Annotated in this window: 18 protein-coding genes; 9 read left to right on the top strand and 9 right to left on the bottom strand. The window is 33.9% G+C overall.

Annotated features, from left to right (window positions below; genetic code table 11):
• Positions 1-77 precede the first annotated feature (77 nt).
• From rpsR to dnaA, 9 genes are all read right to left on the bottom strand, one after another.
• Complete coding sequence (gene rpsR / locus ACQV2G_RS07435) at positions 78-311, bottom strand: 30S ribosomal protein S18 (RefSeq protein WP_428873050.1); 234 nt, start codon at positions 309-311, stop codon at positions 78-80.
• Between the two features lie 23 nt (positions 312-334).
• Positions 335-847 carry a single-stranded DNA-binding protein gene (gene ssb / locus ACQV2G_RS07430; RefSeq protein ID WP_428873160.1) on the bottom strand — a complete coding sequence of 171 codons (513 nt, stop codon included), beginning with the start codon at positions 845-847 and terminating at the stop codon, positions 335-337.
• Positions 848-883: 36 nt separating this feature from the next.
• Positions 884-1,183, bottom strand: a complete 300-nt coding sequence (gene rpsF, locus ACQV2G_RS07425; protein WP_428875074.1) for a 30S ribosomal protein S6 — start codon at positions 1,181-1,183, stop codon at positions 884-886.
• A 115-nt stretch (positions 1,184-1,298) separates the two neighbouring features.
• Entirely contained in the window at positions 1,299-3,812 is a 2,514-nt protein-coding gene (gene gyrA, locus ACQV2G_RS07420) for a DNA gyrase subunit A (protein WP_428876492.1), read from the bottom strand.
• Between the two features lie 24 nt (positions 3,813-3,836).
• On the bottom strand, positions 3,837-5,771 hold the full coding sequence (gene gyrB / locus ACQV2G_RS07415; protein WP_428873047.1) for a DNA topoisomerase (ATP-hydrolyzing) subunit B: 1,935 nt from the start codon (positions 5,769-5,771) through the stop codon (positions 3,837-3,839).
• Between the two features lie 10 nt (positions 5,772-5,781).
• Positions 5,782-6,891, bottom strand: a complete 1,110-nt coding sequence (gene recF / locus ACQV2G_RS07410) for a DNA replication/repair protein RecF (RefSeq protein ID WP_428876491.1) — start codon at positions 6,889-6,891, stop codon at positions 5,782-5,784.
• Between the two features lie 8 nt (positions 6,892-6,899).
• Positions 6,900-7,124 carry a S4 domain-containing protein YaaA gene (gene yaaA, locus ACQV2G_RS07405; protein WP_428873045.1) on the bottom strand — a complete coding sequence of 75 codons (225 nt, stop codon included), beginning with the start codon at positions 7,122-7,124 and terminating at the stop codon, positions 6,900-6,902.
• Between the two features lie 195 nt (positions 7,125-7,319).
• Positions 7,320-8,468 carry a DNA polymerase III subunit beta gene (gene dnaN, locus ACQV2G_RS07400; protein ID WP_428875076.1) on the bottom strand — a complete coding sequence of 383 codons (1,149 nt, stop codon included), beginning with the start codon at positions 8,466-8,468 and terminating at the stop codon, positions 7,320-7,322.
• Between the two features lie 158 nt (positions 8,469-8,626).
• Positions 8,627-9,967 (bottom strand): chromosomal replication initiator protein DnaA, encoded by a 1,341-nt coding sequence (gene dnaA / locus ACQV2G_RS07395; RefSeq protein WP_428873043.1) that lies wholly within the window; start codon positions 9,965-9,967, stop codon positions 8,627-8,629.
• A gap of 488 nt (positions 9,968-10,455) precedes the next feature.
• Between dnaA and rpmH the strand changes: the two genes are divergently transcribed.
• The 9 genes from rpmH (at position 10,456) to rsmG (ending at position 19,272) form a co-directional block, all read left to right on the top strand.
• Positions 10,456-10,593 (top strand): 50S ribosomal protein L34, encoded by a 138-nt coding sequence (gene rpmH / locus ACQV2G_RS07390; protein WP_258436956.1) that lies wholly within the window; start codon positions 10,456-10,458, stop codon positions 10,591-10,593.
• A gap of 113 nt (positions 10,594-10,706) precedes the next feature.
• Positions 10,707-11,087: a ribonuclease P protein component gene (rnpA, locus tag ACQV2G_RS07385; protein ID WP_428873042.1), complete on the top strand. Its 381-nt coding sequence runs from the start codon at positions 10,707-10,709 to the stop codon at positions 11,085-11,087.
• On the top strand, positions 11,077-11,916 hold the full coding sequence (yidC, locus tag ACQV2G_RS07380; protein ID WP_428875077.1) for a membrane protein insertase YidC: 840 nt from the start codon (positions 11,077-11,079) through the stop codon (positions 11,914-11,916). The genes rnpA and yidC overlap by 11 nt, the downstream gene beginning before the upstream one ends.
• Before the next feature lie 18 nt (positions 11,917-11,934).
• Positions 11,935-12,885 (top strand): RNA-binding cell elongation regulator Jag/EloR, encoded by a 951-nt coding sequence (jag, locus tag ACQV2G_RS07375; protein ID WP_428876490.1) that lies wholly within the window; start codon positions 11,935-11,937, stop codon positions 12,883-12,885.
• A 190-nt stretch (positions 12,886-13,075) separates the two neighbouring features.
• Complete coding sequence (locus tag ACQV2G_RS07370; protein ID WP_428876489.1) at positions 13,076-14,278, top strand: hypothetical protein; 1,203 nt, start codon at positions 13,076-13,078, stop codon at positions 14,276-14,278.
• A 261-nt stretch (positions 14,279-14,539) separates the two neighbouring features.
• Positions 14,540-15,916: a tRNA uridine-5-carboxymethylaminomethyl(34) synthesis GTPase MnmE gene (gene mnmE / locus ACQV2G_RS07365; protein WP_428873038.1), complete on the top strand. Its 1,377-nt coding sequence runs from the start codon at positions 14,540-14,542 to the stop codon at positions 15,914-15,916.
• A gap of 10 nt (positions 15,917-15,926) precedes the next feature.
• Positions 15,927-16,418: an NUDIX hydrolase gene (locus ACQV2G_RS07360; protein ID WP_428873037.1), complete on the top strand. Its 492-nt coding sequence runs from the start codon at positions 15,927-15,929 to the stop codon at positions 16,416-16,418.
• Positions 16,418-18,325 (top strand): tRNA uridine-5-carboxymethylaminomethyl(34) synthesis enzyme MnmG, encoded by a 1,908-nt coding sequence (gene mnmG / locus ACQV2G_RS07355; protein WP_428876488.1) that lies wholly within the window; start codon positions 16,418-16,420, stop codon positions 18,323-18,325. Before ACQV2G_RS07360 ends, mnmG begins: the two co-directional genes overlap by 1 nt.
• Before the next feature lie 221 nt (positions 18,326-18,546).
• Positions 18,547-19,272, top strand: coding sequence for a 16S rRNA (guanine(527)-N(7))-methyltransferase RsmG (gene rsmG, locus ACQV2G_RS07350; RefSeq protein WP_428875081.1), 726 nt, complete (start codon positions 18,547-18,549; stop codon positions 19,270-19,272).
• The last annotated feature ends 13 nt before the right edge of the window (positions 19,273-19,285 follow it).

Genomic DNA, 19,285 nt, shown 5'->3' with positions numbered 1-19,285 from the left:
AAAGACAACCCCTTTATTTGAGATTAACTCACAAAGGGTTTGTCTTCAGTCTGAACCACCCAAAGGGTGGTAAAATATTATTCTTGAACGGTAAATGGTAATAAAGCCATAATCCGTGCGCGTTTAATTGCATTAGTCAATGTACGTTGATGCTTTGCGCAAGTACCTGTTACACGACGAGGTAAAATTTTGCCTTTTTCTGAAATAAATCTTTTTAAAAGATCTGTATCTTTGTAATCAATATAATCGATATGATTAGCGCAGAAATGACAAACTTTTTTTCTGCGTCTTCCTCCACGACGTTGTGCCATGCATTTTCCTCCTCTACATTATTCTAAAATGGTAGATCATCTTCAGAAATATCCACCTTCTGACTGTCACCAAATGGATTACTATTTTGACTGAAGTCTTGATTAAAACTAAAATCATTACTATTCGTTTGATTTGGTTGAGCTTTAAACTGATTCGTTTGATTTGGTTGTTTGTATGATTGATTACCATCGGAAACTGGACGTTGTTCAGTCACTGATTTTGGTTCTAATAAGTGAAAGTTACTTACAACAACTTCAGTAACATATACTCTCTGTCCTTGTTGATTATCATAACTTCTTGTTTGGATACGACCTTCGACTCCAATTTGAGAACCTTTACGGGTAAAGTTAGCTAAATTCTCAGCAGCTTTACGCCAAATCACACAATTAATAAAATCTGCTTCACGCTCACCTTGTTGATTGGTAAAACTGCGATTTACAGCTAGTGTAAAACTTCCAACTGGAGTTCCTGAAGAAGTATAGCGTAAATCAATTTCCTTGGTTAAACGCCCAACTAATTGTACGGTATTCATAATTTTCCTCCTACAAGTGTTTCACGTGAAACATAGTGATTATTCTTCTACTTTTGTAATCATATGGCGTAAGATATCACGGTTGATTCGTGCTAGACGATCGAACTCGTTGATCCCTTTAGCATCATCAGCGGTTAAAGTAATTAAGTGGTAAACACCTTCACGATAATCGTTGATCTCGTATGCTAAACGTTTCTTAGCCCAGTCTTTTGATTCGACAACTTCTGATCCTTGATCGACTAAGATTTGATCGAAACGAGCAATTAATTCTTTCTTTGCTTCGTCGGTCATATCTGGACGAATAATATAAAGGATTTCATATTTAGTTGGTTGACTCATGACTGCACCTCCTTTTGGTCTAATGGCTCCATAGAGCAAGGAGTTAAGCTATTAAGCTATTAACTCACATTTAATAATTTTATCACTCTATTTTTAAGAAATCAATCTAATTTTTCTATTCCTCTGAATTTTCTATTGAATTATCAGATTCCGACATATCTTCTTCTGTATTTTCTTCATTTTTTTCAATGACAACAATTTTATCAACGATAGAATCATCATCTAATCGAATAACCTTAACTCCCAAGGTATCTCTTGAAGCGGTTGAAATCGAATCGATATGAACACGAATAACGACTCCTTCATTGGTCATGATTAGTAAATCTTCATCACCATCAACAGTGACTAAACCAGCTAATTTACCACTCTTTTGAGAGATATTAGATGTTTTTACACCTTTACCGCCTCGGTTTTTAATAGCATATTGGTTAGATTCAGTTCGCTTACTGTAACCATTTTCTGTCACTACAAGAACTTGCTTATCATCATCTAAAATAGCAGCACCAATAACATAATCTCCTGAACGGAGTCTCATACCTCTGACACCTGAGGCTGTCCGACCCATATCACGGACATCATTTTCATTAAAGCTAACGGCATAACCATTATTAGAACCAATGATAATATTTTTTTGTCCATCAGTAATTAATACATTCACTAACTGATCATTTTCTCTTAATTTAATAGCAATTAAACCATTGGTACGAATGTTATAGTATTCACTTACTAAAGTACGCTTAACGGTCCCATTTTTAGTAACAAACAAGAGATGAGTGTCTTCATCATCAGCTTCTCTACGAATATTAACTATATCTCTTACATACTCTTCTTTATCTAAGTTTAAGAGGTTAATAATAGGTAAGCCCTTCGAAGTTCTTCCATATTGAGGTATATCGTAACCCTTAGCGCGATAAACCTTACCAAAATTAGTGAAAAAGAGGAGGGTATCATGGGTGGAGGCAGAAACTAAGCTTTGAATGGAATCCTCGTCACTCACTCCCATTCCTTTAACCCCTCTACCACCTCGATTTTGAACACGGAACTCATCTTCAGTCATACGCTTAATATAACCAGAAGTGGTTAAAGCAATCAAAATATCTTCCTCATCAATTAAATCTTCATCTTCAAGAGACTGAATTTCACCCAATTTGATTTCAGTTCTTCTTGGATCATTATATTTCTTAAGTATTTCTCTTAATTCATCATGAATAATTTCATAAATTCTTTCTTGAGAAGAAAGTATTTCAGTCAAGCGAACAATCAATTCTTGTAAATCTTTTAGCTCGGCATCGATTTTTTCTCGTTCTAATCCAGTTAAGCGAACCAATCGCATATCTAAAATAGATTGTGCTTGAATTTGCGAAAATTCAAAACGATTAATCAATTCTTGCTTAGCTGTTTCTGAATCGTGGGAAGAACGAATAATAGCAATAATCTCATCAATGACATCTAAGGCTTTTTGTAGACCTTGTAAGATGTGAGCCCGATCTTCTGCTTTTCCTTTTTCAAATTTAGTCCGTCGCGTAATCACTTCAACTTGATGGGCTAAATATTTTTCAAGAATTTCTTTTAAATTTAGTATTTTAGGAACTCCGAAATCAATCGCTAGCATATTAATACCAAAGTTAGTCTGTAAAGGAGTATGTTTATATAAGTTATTTAGAATAACATGAGCAGAAGCGTCTCGACGTGCTTCAACTACAATCCGCATACCTTCACGACCAGACTCATCAGCAATATAGGAGATACCATCAATTCGCTTATCACGACCCAATTCAGCAATTCTTTCAACTAATTTAGCTTTATTTACACCATAAGGTAATTCTTTAATAATAATTCGCTCACGGTCTTGATTATTACCAAAGTATTCAATTTCAACTTTACCGCGAATTGTGATTTTTCCTTTACCTGTCCGATAAGCTTGGCGAATACCTGATTTTCCAACAATAATTCCACCAGTAGGAAAATCAGGACCCGGTAAAGCTTCCATCAATTCATCCACAGTCGCTTCTGGATTACGCATAAGAATTTGTAAAGCGTCAATGACTTCTTCTAAATTATGCGGTGGTATATTAGTTGTCATACCAACTGCAATACCAGAAACTCCATTAACTAAAAGGTTAGGGAAACGACTTGGTAATACAACCGGTTCTTTTTCTTCTTGAGAATAATTTTCTTGGAAATCAATTGTATCTTTATTAATATCTCTTAACATTTCTAGAGTGATTTTAGCCATTCTAGCTTCAGTATATCGCATTGCAGCTGCACCATCACCATCGACTGAACCAAAGTTACCGTGGCCATCAACTAACATTTGGCGGTAGGAGAAGGGTTGCGCCATCCTTACCATGGCTTCATAGATTGCAGAGTCACCGTGAGGGTGATACTTACCCATAACATCCCCAACAATTCTGGCTGACTTCTTATGTGGTTTATCAGGTGTAACACCTAATTCATTCATACCATATAGAATACGACGATGAACAGGTTTTAATCCATCACGAACATCTGGTAGGGCTCTTGCGACAATTACTGACATAGCATAGTCCAAAAATGAATTACGCATTTCATCAGGTAAATTGATTTCTTCAAAAGATTGTTTGCTAACATCAAAATGATCTTCCGTCATGACTAACTCCTTTCAAGGGTAATTCTATACATCCAAGTTACGTACATAGACTGCATTTGTTTCAATAAAGACACGACGAGGTTCTACTTCTTCTCCCATCAACATAGACATCACTGCATCCGCTTCTACTGCATCATCAACAGTCACTCGCTGCATCCGACGATTTTCAGGATTCATCGTTGTTTCCCAAAGTTGATCTTCATTCATTTCTCCAAGACCTTTATACCTTTGTAATGAATACTTAGTATTTGGATTTTCTTTTTCCCATTGGAGTAATTGCTCATGTGTATCTAAATAAATCTCTTTTTTACCAACTTTTAATTTATAGAGTGGCGGAAGTGCAATATAAACATAGCCTGCATCAATCAAAGGACGCATATAGCGGAAAATAAGCGTTAATAATAACGTACGAATATGCGCACCATCGACATCTGCATCGGTCATAATGATTAGTTTATGATAACGGGCTTTGCTCACATCAAATTCTGCTCCAAAACCAGTGCCCATGGCAGTAAATAGCGAGCGAATTTCAATGTTACTCAATATACGCTCCATTGAGGCCTTTTCAACATTTAAGATTTTCCCTCTAATTGGTAAAATAGCCTGATACATTCTTGAACGGCCTTGTTTAGCCGAACCACCTGCTGAATCTCCCTCGACAATAAATAGTTCGCATTTTTCTGCGTCTTTAGAAGAACAATCCGCTAATTTACCAGGTAAGTTTGCGATTTCTAAACCGGATTTACGACGGGTCATCTCCCTAGCTCGCTTGGCAGCCATTCGTGCTTTTGAAGCTAGAATTCCTTTATCTAAAATCAAACGTGCAACTTTAGGATTTTCCAATAAAAATGTTTCAAAATGTTGAGAGAAAAGGCGATCTGTTACAGTTCGTACTTCAGAATTCCCTAATTTTGTCTTAGTTTGACCTTCAAATTGAGGATCTGGATGTTTAACCGAAATAACAGCTGTCAGACCTTCACGAGTATCCTCTCCAGATAAGTTATCATCACCATCTTTAAGTAAGTTATTTTTACGACCATAGTCATTAATAACCCGTGTTAAAGCTGTTTTAAAACCTGATTCATGTGTTCCTCCTTCATAAGTGTGAATATTATTAGCAAAAGACAGTAAATTTAATTGGTAAGCATCTGTATATTGTAGAGCGATTTCAACAGCAATACCATCTTGTTCACCTTCAATATAGATAGGTTCATCAAAAATTAATCCCTTGTCTTCATTAAGATAAGAAACGTATGATTTAATTCCACCATCAAATAAATAACTATCATCAGCTTCGCGATCCATCCGTCGATCTTGTAAAGAAATGCGTAAACCTTTATTTAAGAAAGCTAGCTCATGGATACGCTCATTTAATATTTCATACTTAAAATCCGTTGTTTCGGTAAAGATTGACGGATCCGGTACAAAATTAACTTTAGTACCTGTTTCCGTTGCTTCTCCAACCACCTTTAACTCAGATACAATAGCTCCTCTTTCAAACTTAATTTGATGAACTTTTCCATTACGTGAAACCTCCACCGATAGTTCGCTTGATAAAGCATTCACAACAGAGGCTCCTACACCATGGAGACCACCTGAAACTTTATAACCGCCACCACCAAACTTGCCACCCGCATGCAAAACGGTGTAAACCGTTTCAACAGCAGGTCTGCCTGTTTTAGATTGAATATCGATCGGGATTCCACGACCATCATCTGTTACCGAAATAGAACCATTCGCTTCTATGACTACTTCAATTTGACTACAATAGCCAGCTAAAGCTTCATCAATAGAATTATCAACAATTTCCCAAACTAAATGATGTAATCCAGTACTCGCAGTAGATCCAATATACATTCCTGGTCGTTTACGGACAGCTTCCAATCCTTCTAATACTTGGATTTGTTCAGCATCATATTGGGGTTGAGTTACATTTTTCTTGTCGTTATTTTCTGCCATTTGTATCCTCCTATTGAACTTTACCTTTACTTATATGTCTTATTGAAGAATTTTTTAGCTCTTGAATATGAATATTTTCAATACTAGCTGTGGTTAAAATTGTTTGAACTTTCCCTTCGATTTTACTCATCAAAATAAATTGACGATGATCATCTAACTCGGACAGAACATCATCTAATAAAAGAACTGGATAATCTTGATCAATTGTATAAAATAAATCCAATTCAGCTAACTTTAAACTAAGAACAACTGTTCGTTGTTGGCCTTGTGAGGCAAATTGCTGAGCTGAATTTCCATTAATATTAAAAATTAAATCGTCTCGATGAGGTCCATATATGGTAGCTCCTTGATGGATTTCCCTTTGAATAGACAATTTGAACAATTCACTCATTTGATCTTTAATTAAATCAATCTTCTCATAATCAAGTTTAGAAGAGGAAGACTTATAGACCATTGATAAGCTATCTCTTTCATTAGAAAGTTCATAATGAATCGGGTGAGCCATTGCTTCTAAATTTTTAACAAATTGCAAACGATATTTAATTACTTGGCTTCCTGCATCAATTAGCTGATCAGTTAAGATGTCTAAATAAACTGGATCATAAGTATGTTTTTCATGCGCTTGCTTTAAATAAGCATTTCTTTGTTTAAGTAAGCGATGATATTCTAATAAATTTTGTAGGTAGATGGGATGGGTTTGACCGAGTTCTGTATCTAAAAACTTTCTTCTTAGACTTGGAGACCCCTTAACTAATTGCATGTCTTCAGGAGAAAAGAGGATAACATTTAATTTACCTATAAATTGAGAAAGTCTCTTTTGATCGAGGTGATTGTATTTAGCAATCTTACCCTTATCATTTAATATGATTTCTAAAGGAAATTGAGAGTTTTTAGTGGTTATTTGGCCGACTATCTTTGCATAATCTTCTTCCCAACTAATCATTTCTTGATCATGATTGGTTCGATGACTCTTAGCCAAAGACAACAAAAAAATGGCCTCAAGGATGTTAGTTTTTCCTTGGGCATTTTCACCAGCTAAAATAGTTAGACCGTCATGAAAATCAATCGAAAGCTCTTTATAGTTCCTAAAATTGGTTAAATTTAATTCTTTTATTTTCATAAGCTATCTTATTGATCTACGACATCTACTATTAATTCATCCTGAACAAACTCCACACGGTCTCCAGGATATAATTTTTTTCCTCGTCGATTTTCTGATTCGCCATTTAAATAGACAGTAAATTCACCTAAGTACCATTTAGCCATTCCACCACTGGATATTAAATCTACTATTTTTAATAATTGGCCGAGTGTTACATGGTCACTATCTATTTTGACTTTTTTATGTTCCATTTGGCCACCTCATTAGTAATTTATTAGATTCATTATACTACTAAATAGCTTAAATCTCAAATTTTTGGCGAAAAAATGCCATTTTAAATAAATTTGACCTTCAGAGTATAAAAAGCTTATTTAAGTTAAATTAGGCTTAAATGCTAAATAATGGCAAAAAATAAGCAGGTCGTTTATTAGACCCGCTAAAAAGTTTTAATGTGTACGAACTGGTGTTAATAATTGCAGTAAATCGTTGTGGGGTAATTCACTCTTTACACTTGGTGTTATAAGCATTGGACGAACTGCTGAATTAAATTGAATGGTAATTTCTATATCGCCAAAAGATCTTAAAGCTTCTTTCATATAGTCAGGGTTGAATGAAATCTGAAGCTCTTCACCATTTGAGGAAACAAATTGAATTTCTTCTGCCACATTCCCTATTTCATTTCCTTTTACAAATAACTCGATATGGTCTGTTTGAATATCTAATTGGACAATATTATTTTTTCCTTCATGTGACATTAAAGAGGCCCGTTCAATTGCTTGCAGAAAATCAGCCGCATTTAAGACGATTTCTGTTTCAGATGAATTAGGAATTAACCGATCAGTAGCAGGGTAATTACCCTCCAGTAAGCGTGAATAAATTGTTATGTTTTCGAAAGTAAAAATAATTTGTTGATTCGATATAGTCATCATTAAATCAGCATTATCAGGAACTATTCTAGCCAATTCAATCATTGTTTTTTTAGGAACAGTGATTGCTTCTAAATGATGCGAATTCTCAGTTAATTTTAAAGGAATTTCTCTTTGGCTTAAACGATGGCTATCTGTTGCCACTCCCACTAAGTAATCTTTTTCTAGCATTAAGTGAAGTCCTGTTAAAATTGGACGTGATTCTTGATTAGAAGCTGCAAAAATAGTCTGATGAATCATATTTTTAAAAGTAAGTGTTGGAAGTTGAATTTGATGATCTAGGTCAATAATAGGCAAACGAGGATACTCATTTCCATCAATACCAACAATTTGAAATTTTGCATTACCAGATTGAATAGTTGCTTTAAATTGATCATCTACACTCACTATTACCTCATCTTGTGGTAATTTTTTAATGATTTCATTTAATAAACGTGCAGGTAATACAATTTGACCTGTTTCTTCAATTTGTAAATTAGCTAAGGGTTCATCAACTGCAATATGACTTTCGATAGATATATCAGCATCACTACCTATTAAAGTCATTCCATTACTATCTAAAGATAATTTAATTCCATATAGAATGTTAATGGTTGTTTTAGAAGGAATAGCTCTTTGAACATTATTTATTTGTTGAGTAAAAGCAGATCGGTTAATTGTAAATTTCATAATTTTCTCCTTTATAAATAATTATTATATATCTAAGTAATAATAGTAGGGCTTGTTGATAGAGTGTATAAGTGATAAAGAGTTCTACAAACTAGGCTTTAGCATTGTTGATGACTATGTGTAAAGATGATTTTTTACAGTAGACTTATCCACATTCTTTATTCTAACATCTGTTTGATTGTTGCAATTTCATGTTTGAGGGTAGTATTACTTTTAAGATCTTCAGAGATTTTTTCATAAGCATGGATAACCGTTGTATGGTTTTTATTACCGAAAGCTTCACCAATTTTAGGAAAAGATAGTTCTGTTAATTCACGTGTAAGATACATAGCAATTTGACGAGCAGTAACGATTTCTTTATTCCTTTTCTTTCCTTTAATTTGTTCAGTGGATATTTTATAAAATTGACTACAAGTAGAAATGATAGATTCGGCATCAATTACCTTTTCTTTTTGCTCTCCAAAAATAGAAGAGAGAGCTTCTGCAGCTAAATGACTTGTAATTTCTTTGCCCTCTATAGCTGCATAGGCAAAAACTCTCATTAAAGCTCCTTCTAATTCACGTATGTTTGTATCTACATTATTAGCGATATATGTGAGAGTTTCAGAATCAATATCCAATCGATTATTTGCAGCCTTTTTTCTAAGGATAGCGATACGAGTTTCCAAATCAGGAGGGGTAATGTCGGTTGATAATCCCCATTTGAATCGTGAAATAAGCCTTTCCTCGAGATTATCAATATTATTTGGTAAACGGTCTGAAGTTAAAATAATTTGTTTATTATTATTATAAAGTTCGTTAAAGGTATGGAAAAATTCTTCTTGTGTGGCATCTTTTTTCGATAAAAATTGAATATCATCGATCAATAAGACATCTATTTCACGATACATTTCCCTAAATTTTTTTTGAGAACCGTTTTGAATACTGGTAATAAAATCATTAACAAAAGATTCACTGGTTGCATATTTAATTTTAGTAGAAGGGTTTTTACGTAGGATATCGTTACCTATAGCTTGCATTAAATGAGTTTTTCCTAAACCTACACCACCATAAATTAAAAAGGGATTGTAAGTTTTTCCTGGACCATCACTCACTGCCAGGGCAGCTCCTGCAGCCATTTTATTATCTTCACCAATCACAAAGTTTTCAAAGGTATAAGAAGGATTTAATTTTGAGTCAGAAAAGCTTGGAAGACTATCTGTCTCTCCTTGCTTATCAATCGATTTCGAAAGCATGGGTTCATTTTGCTTGCTTTGATAAATTATAAATTGAGGTTCATATTCAATACCATATCGTTCACGACTATATTGCAATATATAGTTTACCAAATGATTTTCCCAATATTTTTTAGTCATCGGATTAGGAACTGCAATCGTAATTGATTGATTACCAATTCGAGTAGGGATTGAAGGTTCAACCCAGGATCGATAGGAAGAAGTGGACAGGATTTCTTTTAAATAATCTTGAACTCCTTGCCAAAAAAGATCTTTTTCATCCATTCATTTCACCTCGAATAAGTTAATATAGTTAAGATTATTGTATCATATTTAGAGTTTTCCACAAGTTGAGAATGTGTAAAAAGCTCTATCCACATACTCACATTTAAGTTATCCACATGTTAATTAAATGTGTGGATAAAAAAATAGTTTAGTAAACATTAAGTAGATTTGTGCAAAAGAAAAAAATAACAATTCCTATGTCATCAACTTTCTTAAAGGTTTAAATAATGTTTTCAACAGAGTTTGTGGATAAAATAATATTTATTGACAAGCTTAGAAAATGTGGATAATTTTATCCTCTAGTTTGTTAAAAGAAGTTTATTTTTTTAGGGTTTGTTTAAAAACTGTGGATAAGTTGTTGACAATTGTTAAGATTTTACATCGATTGAGATATTTAATAGAATATTAAAAAACACTTGACTTTAAAGGAGTCATTCTTATAAACTATTCTAGTATTGTTTATATTTAGCAACAAGGAGGTGTATTGCATGACTAAGAGAACATACCAACCTAAAAAACGTCAACGTAGTAAAGAACACGGTTTTCGTAAACGCATGTCAACAAAAAATGGACGTCGTGTATTAAGCAAGCGCCGCTTAAAAGGACGCAAAAAGTTAACTGCATAATTTTGAGGCTTCCAAGTGAGGCCTTTTTTTTATAAAATAAAGAGAGAGATTCCAATTATTCTTATTTTTGATATAATATTATGAGGACTCTAAAACATCGGAGTGATAGTCTAATGAAAAAAGAATATCGAGTAAAAAGTGATAAGGATTTTCAAAGAGTCTTTCATCAAGGAAACTCTACAGCAAACCGTCAACTGGTTATTTATACCTATTCAAAACCAGGTCAAAAACATTTTCGTGTCGGTTTGTCAGTAAGTAAAAAGTTAGGTAATGCAGTTTTTAGAAATCAAATAAAACGCTATTTAAGACAAGCCTTGCATGAGGTGGAAGATATGGTTATTCCTGAAGTTGATTTTCTATTGATTGCTCGTAAGGATATTTGTGATAAGGATTTAAAGCAAATAAAGAAATCGATTATTCACGTTATGAAGAAAGCTAAAATTATCCAACCATTATTTAAACTAGAAAAATCTGGAGGTCGTAATGAGCAATAAAAAAGTAAATAAAATTTTAAAACTTTCACTGCTATTAGCTATTGTAGTGGTATTATCTGCTTGTGCAAATATTAATGAACCGATTACTAACGATTCATCAAATCTTTTGGATCAATTTGTTCTCTATCCCTTCTCTCAATTTATTGTTTGGCTAAGTGGTTTAATGGGTCATAATTTTGGTTTAGGTATTATTAGTTTAACCCTTTTAATTCGTCTTTTGCTAACCCCTTTGACATTAATGCAGATGAAATCTCAAAATAAAATAATGGAGTTACAACCGGAAATTGAAGCCATTAAAGCTAAGTACCCTCATAAAGATCGTCACTCAATGGAATTACTTCAAGCTGAGCAACAAGAATTGTTTGATGAAAAAGGAGTTAATCAATTCGCAGGTTGCTTACCAACTTTAATTCAATTACCAATTTTGATGGCCTTGTATCAAGTGATTTCGCGAACAGAGCTTATAAGACAAGGACAGTTTCTTTGGGTTGATTTAGGACAACCAGACCCTTACTTTATTTTCCCTCTTTTAGCGGCTCTATTCACATTTTTATCTACTTACCTAAGTAGTAAAGCAAATCCTCAACAAAATGTTTCAATGAAAATTATGATGATAACTATGCCAATTATGATTTTCTCTATATCTTTTGCTTTACCTAGTGCAGTTTCACTTTATTGGTTTATATCGAATTTAATTACTGTAATTATTATTTTAATTTTTAACAATCCATATAAAATGATTAAAGAACGCCAAGAACGCATTGCTCATGAAAAAGAAAAAGAGCGTCAATTGCGTAAGGCCTTGAAAAAAGTTAAAAGTCGTAAATAAATTAAAAGGAGTGATGATATGTTAGATCATAATATGACTGTTAGGGCTGAAAATGTCGAATTAGCTATTGAAAAAGGGTTAAAACAATTGCGAATTAGTCGAGAAGAAGCCGATATCCGTATTATAAGTGAAGGAAAAAAAGGTTTCTTTGGCTTCGGTAAGCAAGAAGCAGTAGTTCATATTGAAGCTAAGACTGATCTATCATTAAAAGAATTAACCAATCAATTAGAAAAAAAAGTTGGAATGGAACATAAGGATAAAACAGGTCAAAAACATAAAGAAACAGTAAATAAAACTAAAGATTATATCCGTCAAAATAATCAAAAACATAGTGAGCCTGTTAAAGAAGAGGTTCACGATCAAAGAAAAACTGACAATGTTGTTTTAGAAAAAGAATCTTCCATTGAAAAACAAGCAGAAGATAAAAAATCTGAAACAGTCGAGCAAAAAGTGAGTGAAAAAGTTTCAAATGAAAACCAAACGTCTGAAACAGAAGATGCACAAAGTGAATCTACAATAGAAGAAGAGTATCAAGCGGCTTGCCATTACCTCGAAGAAGTTATTCGTTTATATGGTGCAGAATCGCACATTGAATACGAATTAAGAGGTAATCAGTTAGTTTTTAATATTGAAACGGACAAATCAGGTTTAGTCATTGGTAAACATGGAAAAATTATCAATTCCTTACAGACTTTAGTTCAGGTTTTATTGCATAGACGTGATCGTAAACGAATCTCAGTTTTATTAAATGTTGGGGATTACCGTGACCGTCGTTTAAATGTACTTGAACAAATGGCAGAAAGAACTGCTGAGCAAGTTTTAACTACCAAACAAACAGTCATCCTAGATCCGTTACCTGCTTATGAACGCAAACAAATTCATGCTTATCTTGGACAATATGAGCATATTGCAACCCACTCTGAAGGTAAAGATCCTAATCGATATTTAGTGGTAGATTACGTCCCATAATATTAATTACGTCCCTAAGCTCTGCTTAGGGATTTTTTCTCTCAAACCTTTTTTATAAATGTTTAGTCATAATTGAAAATTATCATGAATAAATCAATGGTCTTATTTTTAAAACGAAGCACTAGTAAAATTATATTAGAAGGTTATAAAAATTATGATATAATATAGCTTGTTTTAGGAGGTGACGGATTTGAGTCTGTCTGGCAGAAAGATATTTTGGCTTTTGTTAATTGTTATTACTTTATCAGCTTGTAAACAAGAACCTATGATTAAATTGAGTAAAGAAAACCAAATGAAGATAGAGAAGAAACAAGCAGAAAATAAAGAAACACAGCTAGATCAAATAAATAATAAGAAAGCCAATACATCCGACCAAGTAGTTATTGATCCTAACTCGTGGATTAAAGAAGGAGAAGATGTAAACTATAATTTAGAAAATTTTCTTCCTTATAATGCTAATCAAGTAAAAATCCTTTCCAATGGTAAAACTAGCTATGTTGAATATATGGATCAAACAAGCCAACAGATGCAAGTGAGAGAGACGCTAGCTGATGAAAAAACCATTGAACTCTATCGTTGGAATACTGAAGTGATTGAACTATACGGAAAATTTGAAAAAGAGCATCGATTTACTAATTATTTAAAAAACTCAATAGAAGCTAATCAATTAGAAAAAGGTCTAATCATTTTACAATCTCCTTTAAAAGTAGGAACTGAATGGTTATATGACGGTAACATTCCTTCAAAAATCGTCGGCTTATATAAAGAAGTGAATATCGGTGATCAAATCTATCAAGAAGTGATTGAAGTTGTGACTCAATTTGAAGAGGGCGAAAGACATCAGCTATTTGCTGCTAATAAAGGGATTATTGCTCAATGGCAAGAAAATAAAGAGGAATATTATCTCGCAGAATCGATTACAGATAATGTAATGTTAGTAAGCAAAATGGATTGGTACATGCCTCAATCTTCAACAGAAGAACCTTTTATTCAAAAAGAGACAGTTGACTTTGCCTGGCAAACAAACGATACCCTAGCAACAGCTTTTCAGCGCTTTTATTACGATAACCAATGGATTACTCCCGAAATACAAGTGGTTGATATTTATGAGTCCAATGGAATAGCCCATCTCAATTTTTCAAGCGGTGTTGTTGCTAGTTTAAACCGACATCCAGCAGGTGAAAAAGCGGTAGCAATTGCCATGATGGTGAATATTGCTGACTATTACTCTGTTAATCAAGTGAGTTTAGAAGTATTTGGGAATGGTATGCTACTCAATGCCATTTCTTATCCTCCTAATGGAATTCATCAAATAGATCCCAAATGGGTCAAGCAAGAAGATAGTAGTAATACGCAAACGCCTTTGAGTAGTGAAGAATTAACCTTAGAATAAGTGAAGATCACCATTCTTAATTAGAGGAATGGTGTTTTTATTAAGGCAAATGTTTTGGAGAGCTTATGTTAAAAAAAAGCTAGACACTCTCTTTTAAATATAATTTAGCTAAACAGTTTCACACCTATCTTGCAAGAAGAATAACGATTTGATACAATTACTACGATAAATAGACAGGCAGTCAAAGTGCTTTCGAATGACCTAAAAAACTTAGGTATCTTTCGTTGAGCACTTTTTTTATGATTAAAGGGGGTATTAAGTATGTATATTTTAGACACAATTGCAGCTATCTCAACCGCAATTGGCGAGGGAGCTATTGGAATAGTACGTATGAGTGGTCCGGATGCTTTGCCAATAATAAAAAAAATATTTAAAGGCAAAGACTTGAGTCAGGTTGAAAGTCATACCATCCATTATGGTCATATAGTAGATAAGGATCAAAAAGTCTTAGATGAAGTAATGGTCACTATCTTAAAAGGACCAAAAACCTATACACGTGAAGACATAGTAGAAATTAATTGTCATGGTGGTATCGTAGCTATGCAGCGAATCCTGGAAAGTTGTTTATTAGAAGGTGCGCGCATGGCTGAACCAGGTGAATTTACAAAGCGCGCCTTTCTAAATGGTCGCATTGATTTGTCACAAGCAGAAGCTTTGATGGATTTAATTCAAGCTAAAACAGGTAAAGCTATGGACGCTTCTCTAAACCAATTAAAAGGAACCCTATCTCAGCAAATTAGACAATTGCGCCAAGAAATGCTTGAAAGTTTAGCTCAAATTGAAGTAACGATTGATTATCCGGAATATGATGATGTTGAAGAGATGTCTAGTCAAACTCTTATAGAAACAGCACAATATGTAAAAAATAAAATAAATCAAATTTTGAAAAAAGCTCAAAATAGCCGTCTTTTCCGTGAAGGAATACGAACAGCTATTATAGGTAAACCAAATGTTGGTAAGTCGAGTTTACTAAATTACTTAACTGGATTTGACAAAGCAATCGTGACTGATATCGCTGGAACAACTCGAGATACTATTGAAGAATACATCAATGTCAAAGGAGTCCCCCTACATTTAATCGATACAGCAGGCATTCGCCAAACTGATGAATTGGTAGAGCAAATTGGTGTGGCTAAAAGTCGTAAAATTATGGAAGAATCTGATTTAGTTATTTTGATTTTAAATCAATCTGAAGCTTTGACAGAAATTGACAAAGAACTTTTATCTTTGACAAAGGATCAAAAGCGAATCATTTTATTAAATAAAACCGATTTGCCGAGTCAAATTGATTTTACAAAGTTGACAAATGTAGTAAATAAAGAGGAAATCATCCCAATTTCAATCTTAAAAGATCAAGGATTAAATCTACTAGAAGAAAGAATTGAAAATTTGTTTTATACGGGAAATTTAGAGTCGAATGATATTAATTATTTACTTAATTCACGTCATACTAATTTACTAAAGCAAGCAATTCAAGCGCTTGACGAAGTTGTGAATGCTTGTCAAGCAGACGTACCTGTTGATTTGGTACAAATAGATTTTACTAGAGCCTGGGATCTTTTGGGCGAAATAACAGGTGATAGCGTACAAGATGAATTATTAGATAAGTTATTTAGTCAATTCTGTTTAGGAAAGTAGGAAAGCTATAATGCAACAATTATCTACAATTTGTTATCTGGATAATGGAAAACAGTTATTATTGCTCCACCGTAATAAAAGAGAAAATGATATCCATGGAGGAAAATGGGTTAGCGTCGGTGGAAAATTTGAAGCAGGAGAAAGTCCTCAAGAGTGTGCAATTCGTGAAATTTATGAAGAAACGGGTCTAAGGGCCAAAAGCTTAATCCCCTTAGGTTTCATAACTTTTCCAGATTTTACCCATGATGATAGAGATTGGTATTCTTTTGTCTATAGAGTGACAGATTTTGAAGGAGACCTATTAAAGGACTGTGACGAAGGGACTTTAGAGTGGGTGGATTATGACGATGTCTTGGACAAACCAATTTGGGAAGGGGATTATCTCTTTTTACAATGGGTCTTAGAAAACAAACCTTATTTTTGGGCTAAATTTGCTTATGATAAAAAGGGTGACTTAATCGACCATCAGGTTGAATTTATGAAAAACAGAGGTGAAATATAATGCAAACATATGAAGCGGGTCAATATGATGTAATTGTTGTAGGAGCCGGGCATGCAGGTTCGGAAGCAGCTTTAGCTTCAGCTCGACTAGGTGCTCAAACACTTTTAATTACGATGAATCTAGAAATGGTAGCCTTTATGCCATGTAATCCATCAATTGGTGGACCTGCTAAGGGGGTCGTTGTACGTGAAATTGATGCACTGGGTGGAGAAATGGGACGTAATATAGATAGGACTTATATCCAAATGCGTCTTTTAAACACCGGTAAAGGACCAGCAGTTCAAGCACTCAGAGCTCAAGCAGATAAGCAACATTACTCCAATACAATGAAGCAAGTCTTAGAAGAAACAGATAATTTAGACCTCAAACAAGGACTTGTTGAAAGACTTTTAATTGAAGAAAATCAATGTCGCGGTATTATTACCAATTCGGGGGCTATTTATCGTGCTAAATCTGTAGTTCTAACGGCAGGTACTTCTTCACGAGGAAAAATTATTATTGGAGATTTAGCCTATTCTTCCGGTCCTAATAACACCCTACCTTCTGTTAAACTGTCTGAACATTTAATGGAATTAGGGATTGAATTAACTCGTTTTAAAACTGGAACACCTCCACGAGTGCATTATGACTCAGTCCATTTTGACAAAACAGAAGAACAGCCTGGCGATATTAAAGCGAATCATTTTTCTTATTTGACAGATGATAAAGATTATTTGCAAGATCAAATATCTTGTTGGTTGACACATACCAATGGTCAAACGCATAATATAATTAGAAATAATTTGCATAAAGCACCTATGTTTTCGGGAATAGTTGAAGGAGTAGGGGCTAGGTATTGCCCATCAATAGAAGACAAAATAGTTCGTTTTAGTGACAAACCACGCCATCAAGTGTTTATCGAACCTGAAGGTCGTAATACTAAAGAAATGTATGTCCAAGGCTTGTCAACTTCTTTACCAGAAGATGTCCAACTAGAGATGCTCCATTCAGTAGAAGGTTTAGAAGAAGCAAAATTGATGCGAGCAGGGTATGCTATTGAATATGATGTAGTGGTACCCCATCAATTAACGCTATCCTTAGAAGTGCGAGATTTACCTGGCTTATTCACTGCCGGTCAAATGAATGGAACGAGTGGTTATGAAGAAGCAGCAGGACAAGGAATTGTTGCAGGAATCAATGCTTGCCATAAGGCTTTTGACAAAGACCCTTTTATTATAACGCGTTCAGAAGGCTACATTGGTGTTATGATTGATGACCTTGTAACAAAAGGAACGACTGAACCTTATCGTTTGCTAACTTCTCGGGCTGAATACCGTTTATTACTACGTCATGATAATGCAGATTTCCGTTTGACAGAAAAAGCCTATAAAATTGGATTGGTGGATGAAGCACGTTATCAGCATTTTAAAACGAAAGAAGCTGCTGTAAAAGCAGAACTTGATCGCTTAGCGTCTATTCGTATTAAGCCAAGTACAGAGGGTTTAGCAGAGTATTTTGAAAGAATCAATTCAACGCCACTTAAAGATGGAATTTTAGCTAGTGAACTTTTAAAAAGACCGGAAATTAAATATTTTGAATTGATTAAAGCTTTACCTATTTTAACGACTGAAGTTAATCGACAAGTAGGAGAACAAGTTGAAATTCAAATCAAATATGCAGGCTACATTAATAAAGCTAACCATAAGGTCGATCGTGTTAAAGCTATGGAAGAAAAAATAATTCCTGAAAACCTAGATTACGATGCAGTGGATAGCTTAGCAACTGAAGCAAGAGAAAGATTAAAATTAATTCGACCTTCTAACATTGGACAGGCTAGTCGAATTTCAGGTGTCAATCCGGCTGATATTGCCATTCTTTCAATCTATATTCAACAGGGTAAAATTGCAAAAATTGAATCTCATCAATAATCAACTAAAAATCACCAAAAAGATAAAGATCTTCTTCTCAATTAGCAAGCTAATTAAGAAGGGATCTTTTTAAAATGAAAAAAGCAGATACTATAAATTTAAGTAATTTAATTATCTTTCGAAATTTATTGAAGGATAGATGTTGCTATTGAGTAGTTATTTTAGTAAAGTAAAGTTGCTGTGAAACATTGTTTCACAATTACCAAAATGAGAGGGATTATATGGAAGAAAATCAGTTTAAAAAGAAATTGCAAGATCAAGGATTATCAATTAGTCCCGATCAACTACTACAGTTTTCCACTTATTATCAGTGGTTAATTGAATGGAATCAAAAAGTTAATCTGACAGCTATTACTGATAAAGAAGGAGTTTATCTTAAACACTTCTATGATTCTTTAATGCCGCTGTGGCATTTACCTTTAGCGAACTATTATTTGAAGATGTGTGATGTAGGAGCGGGAGCAGGTTTTCCAAGCTTACCAATCAAAATTATTCATCCTGAAATTGAACTGACGATTATCGATTCTTTAAATAAACGTATTCAGTTTTTAAAAGATTTAAGTTCCAATTTAAAACTTGAACAAATAGAGTTTCTCCATGGCAGGGCTGAAGATGTGGGCCAAGATTCAAATTATCGTGGACAATTTGATTTAGTGACTGCTCGGGCAGTAGCTCCTTTAAATGTTTTAGCTGAGTACTGTCTTCCTTTACTAAAAAAAGGTGGAAAATTTATAGTTTTAAAAGGCAGCCATGAACAAACAAATACGGAATTAAAAGAAGCTGAAAAGGCGATTAAAATATTAGGAGCAAAGTTAGAACAAGTGGTGCAAACTTATCTGCCTGAAGATGAAGGTGAGAGAACACTATTATTAATAGAAAAAACATTAGATACTCCCAATAAATATCCACGTAAAGCAGGTAAGCCAAGCAAACAGCCTATAAAATAAAAGGAGGAAGCAT

It is taken from the genome of Facklamia sp. P12955, from assembly GCF_050409565.1.
Classification (GTDB): domain Bacteria; phylum Bacillota; class Bacilli; order Lactobacillales; family Aerococcaceae; genus Facklamia.
The sequence above is the reverse complement of the archived record's forward strand: the minus strand, read 5'-3'. Positions and strand labels throughout refer to the sequence as shown.

What these genes read in the sequence shown, in the direction of transcription:
- rpsR (WP_428873050.1), bottom strand. Translation starts at nt 311, where the DNA reads ATGGCACAACGTCGTGGAGGAAGACGCAGAAAAAAAGTTTGTCATTTC.
- rpsF (WP_428875074.1), bottom strand. Translation starts at nt 1,183, where the DNA reads ATGAGTCAACCAACTAAATATGAAATCCTTTATATTATTCGTCCAGAT.
- gyrA (WP_428876492.1), bottom strand. Translation starts at nt 3,812, where the DNA reads ATGACGGAAGATCATTTTGATGTTAGCAAACAATCTTTTGAAGAAATC.
- gyrB (WP_428873047.1), bottom strand. Translation starts at nt 5,771, where the DNA reads ATGGCAGAAAATAACGACAAGAAAAATGTAACTCAACCCCAATATGAT.
- recF (WP_428876491.1), bottom strand. Translation starts at nt 6,891, where the DNA reads ATGAAAATAAAAGAATTAAATTTAACCAATTTTAGGAACTATAAAGAG.
- yaaA (WP_428873045.1), bottom strand. Translation starts at nt 7,124, where the DNA reads ATGGAACATAAAAAAGTCAAAATAGATAGTGACCATGTAACACTCGGC.
- dnaN (WP_428875076.1), bottom strand. Translation starts at nt 8,468, where the DNA reads ATGAAATTTACAATTAACCGATCTGCTTTTACTCAACAAATAAATAAT.
- dnaA (WP_428873043.1), bottom strand. Translation starts at nt 9,967, where the DNA reads ATGGATGAAAAAGATCTTTTTTGGCAAGGAGTTCAAGATTATTTAAAA.
- rpmH (WP_258436956.1), top strand. Translation starts at nt 10,456, where the DNA reads ATGACTAAGAGAACATACCAACCTAAAAAACGTCAACGTAGTAAAGAA.
- rnpA (WP_428873042.1), top strand. Translation starts at nt 10,707, where the DNA reads ATGAAAAAAGAATATCGAGTAAAAAGTGATAAGGATTTTCAAAGAGTC.
- yidC (WP_428875077.1), top strand. Translation starts at nt 11,077, where the DNA reads ATGAGCAATAAAAAAGTAAATAAAATTTTAAAACTTTCACTGCTATTA.
- jag (WP_428876490.1), top strand. Translation starts at nt 11,935, where the DNA reads ATGTTAGATCATAATATGACTGTTAGGGCTGAAAATGTCGAATTAGCT.
- mnmE (WP_428873038.1), top strand. Translation starts at nt 14,540, where the DNA reads ATGTATATTTTAGACACAATTGCAGCTATCTCAACCGCAATTGGCGAG.
- ACQV2G_RS07360 (WP_428873037.1), top strand. Translation starts at nt 15,927, where the DNA reads ATGCAACAATTATCTACAATTTGTTATCTGGATAATGGAAAACAGTTA.
- mnmG (WP_428876488.1), top strand. Translation starts at nt 16,418, where the DNA reads ATGCAAACATATGAAGCGGGTCAATATGATGTAATTGTTGTAGGAGCC.
- rsmG (WP_428875081.1), top strand. Translation starts at nt 18,547, where the DNA reads ATGGAAGAAAATCAGTTTAAAAAGAAATTGCAAGATCAAGGATTATCA.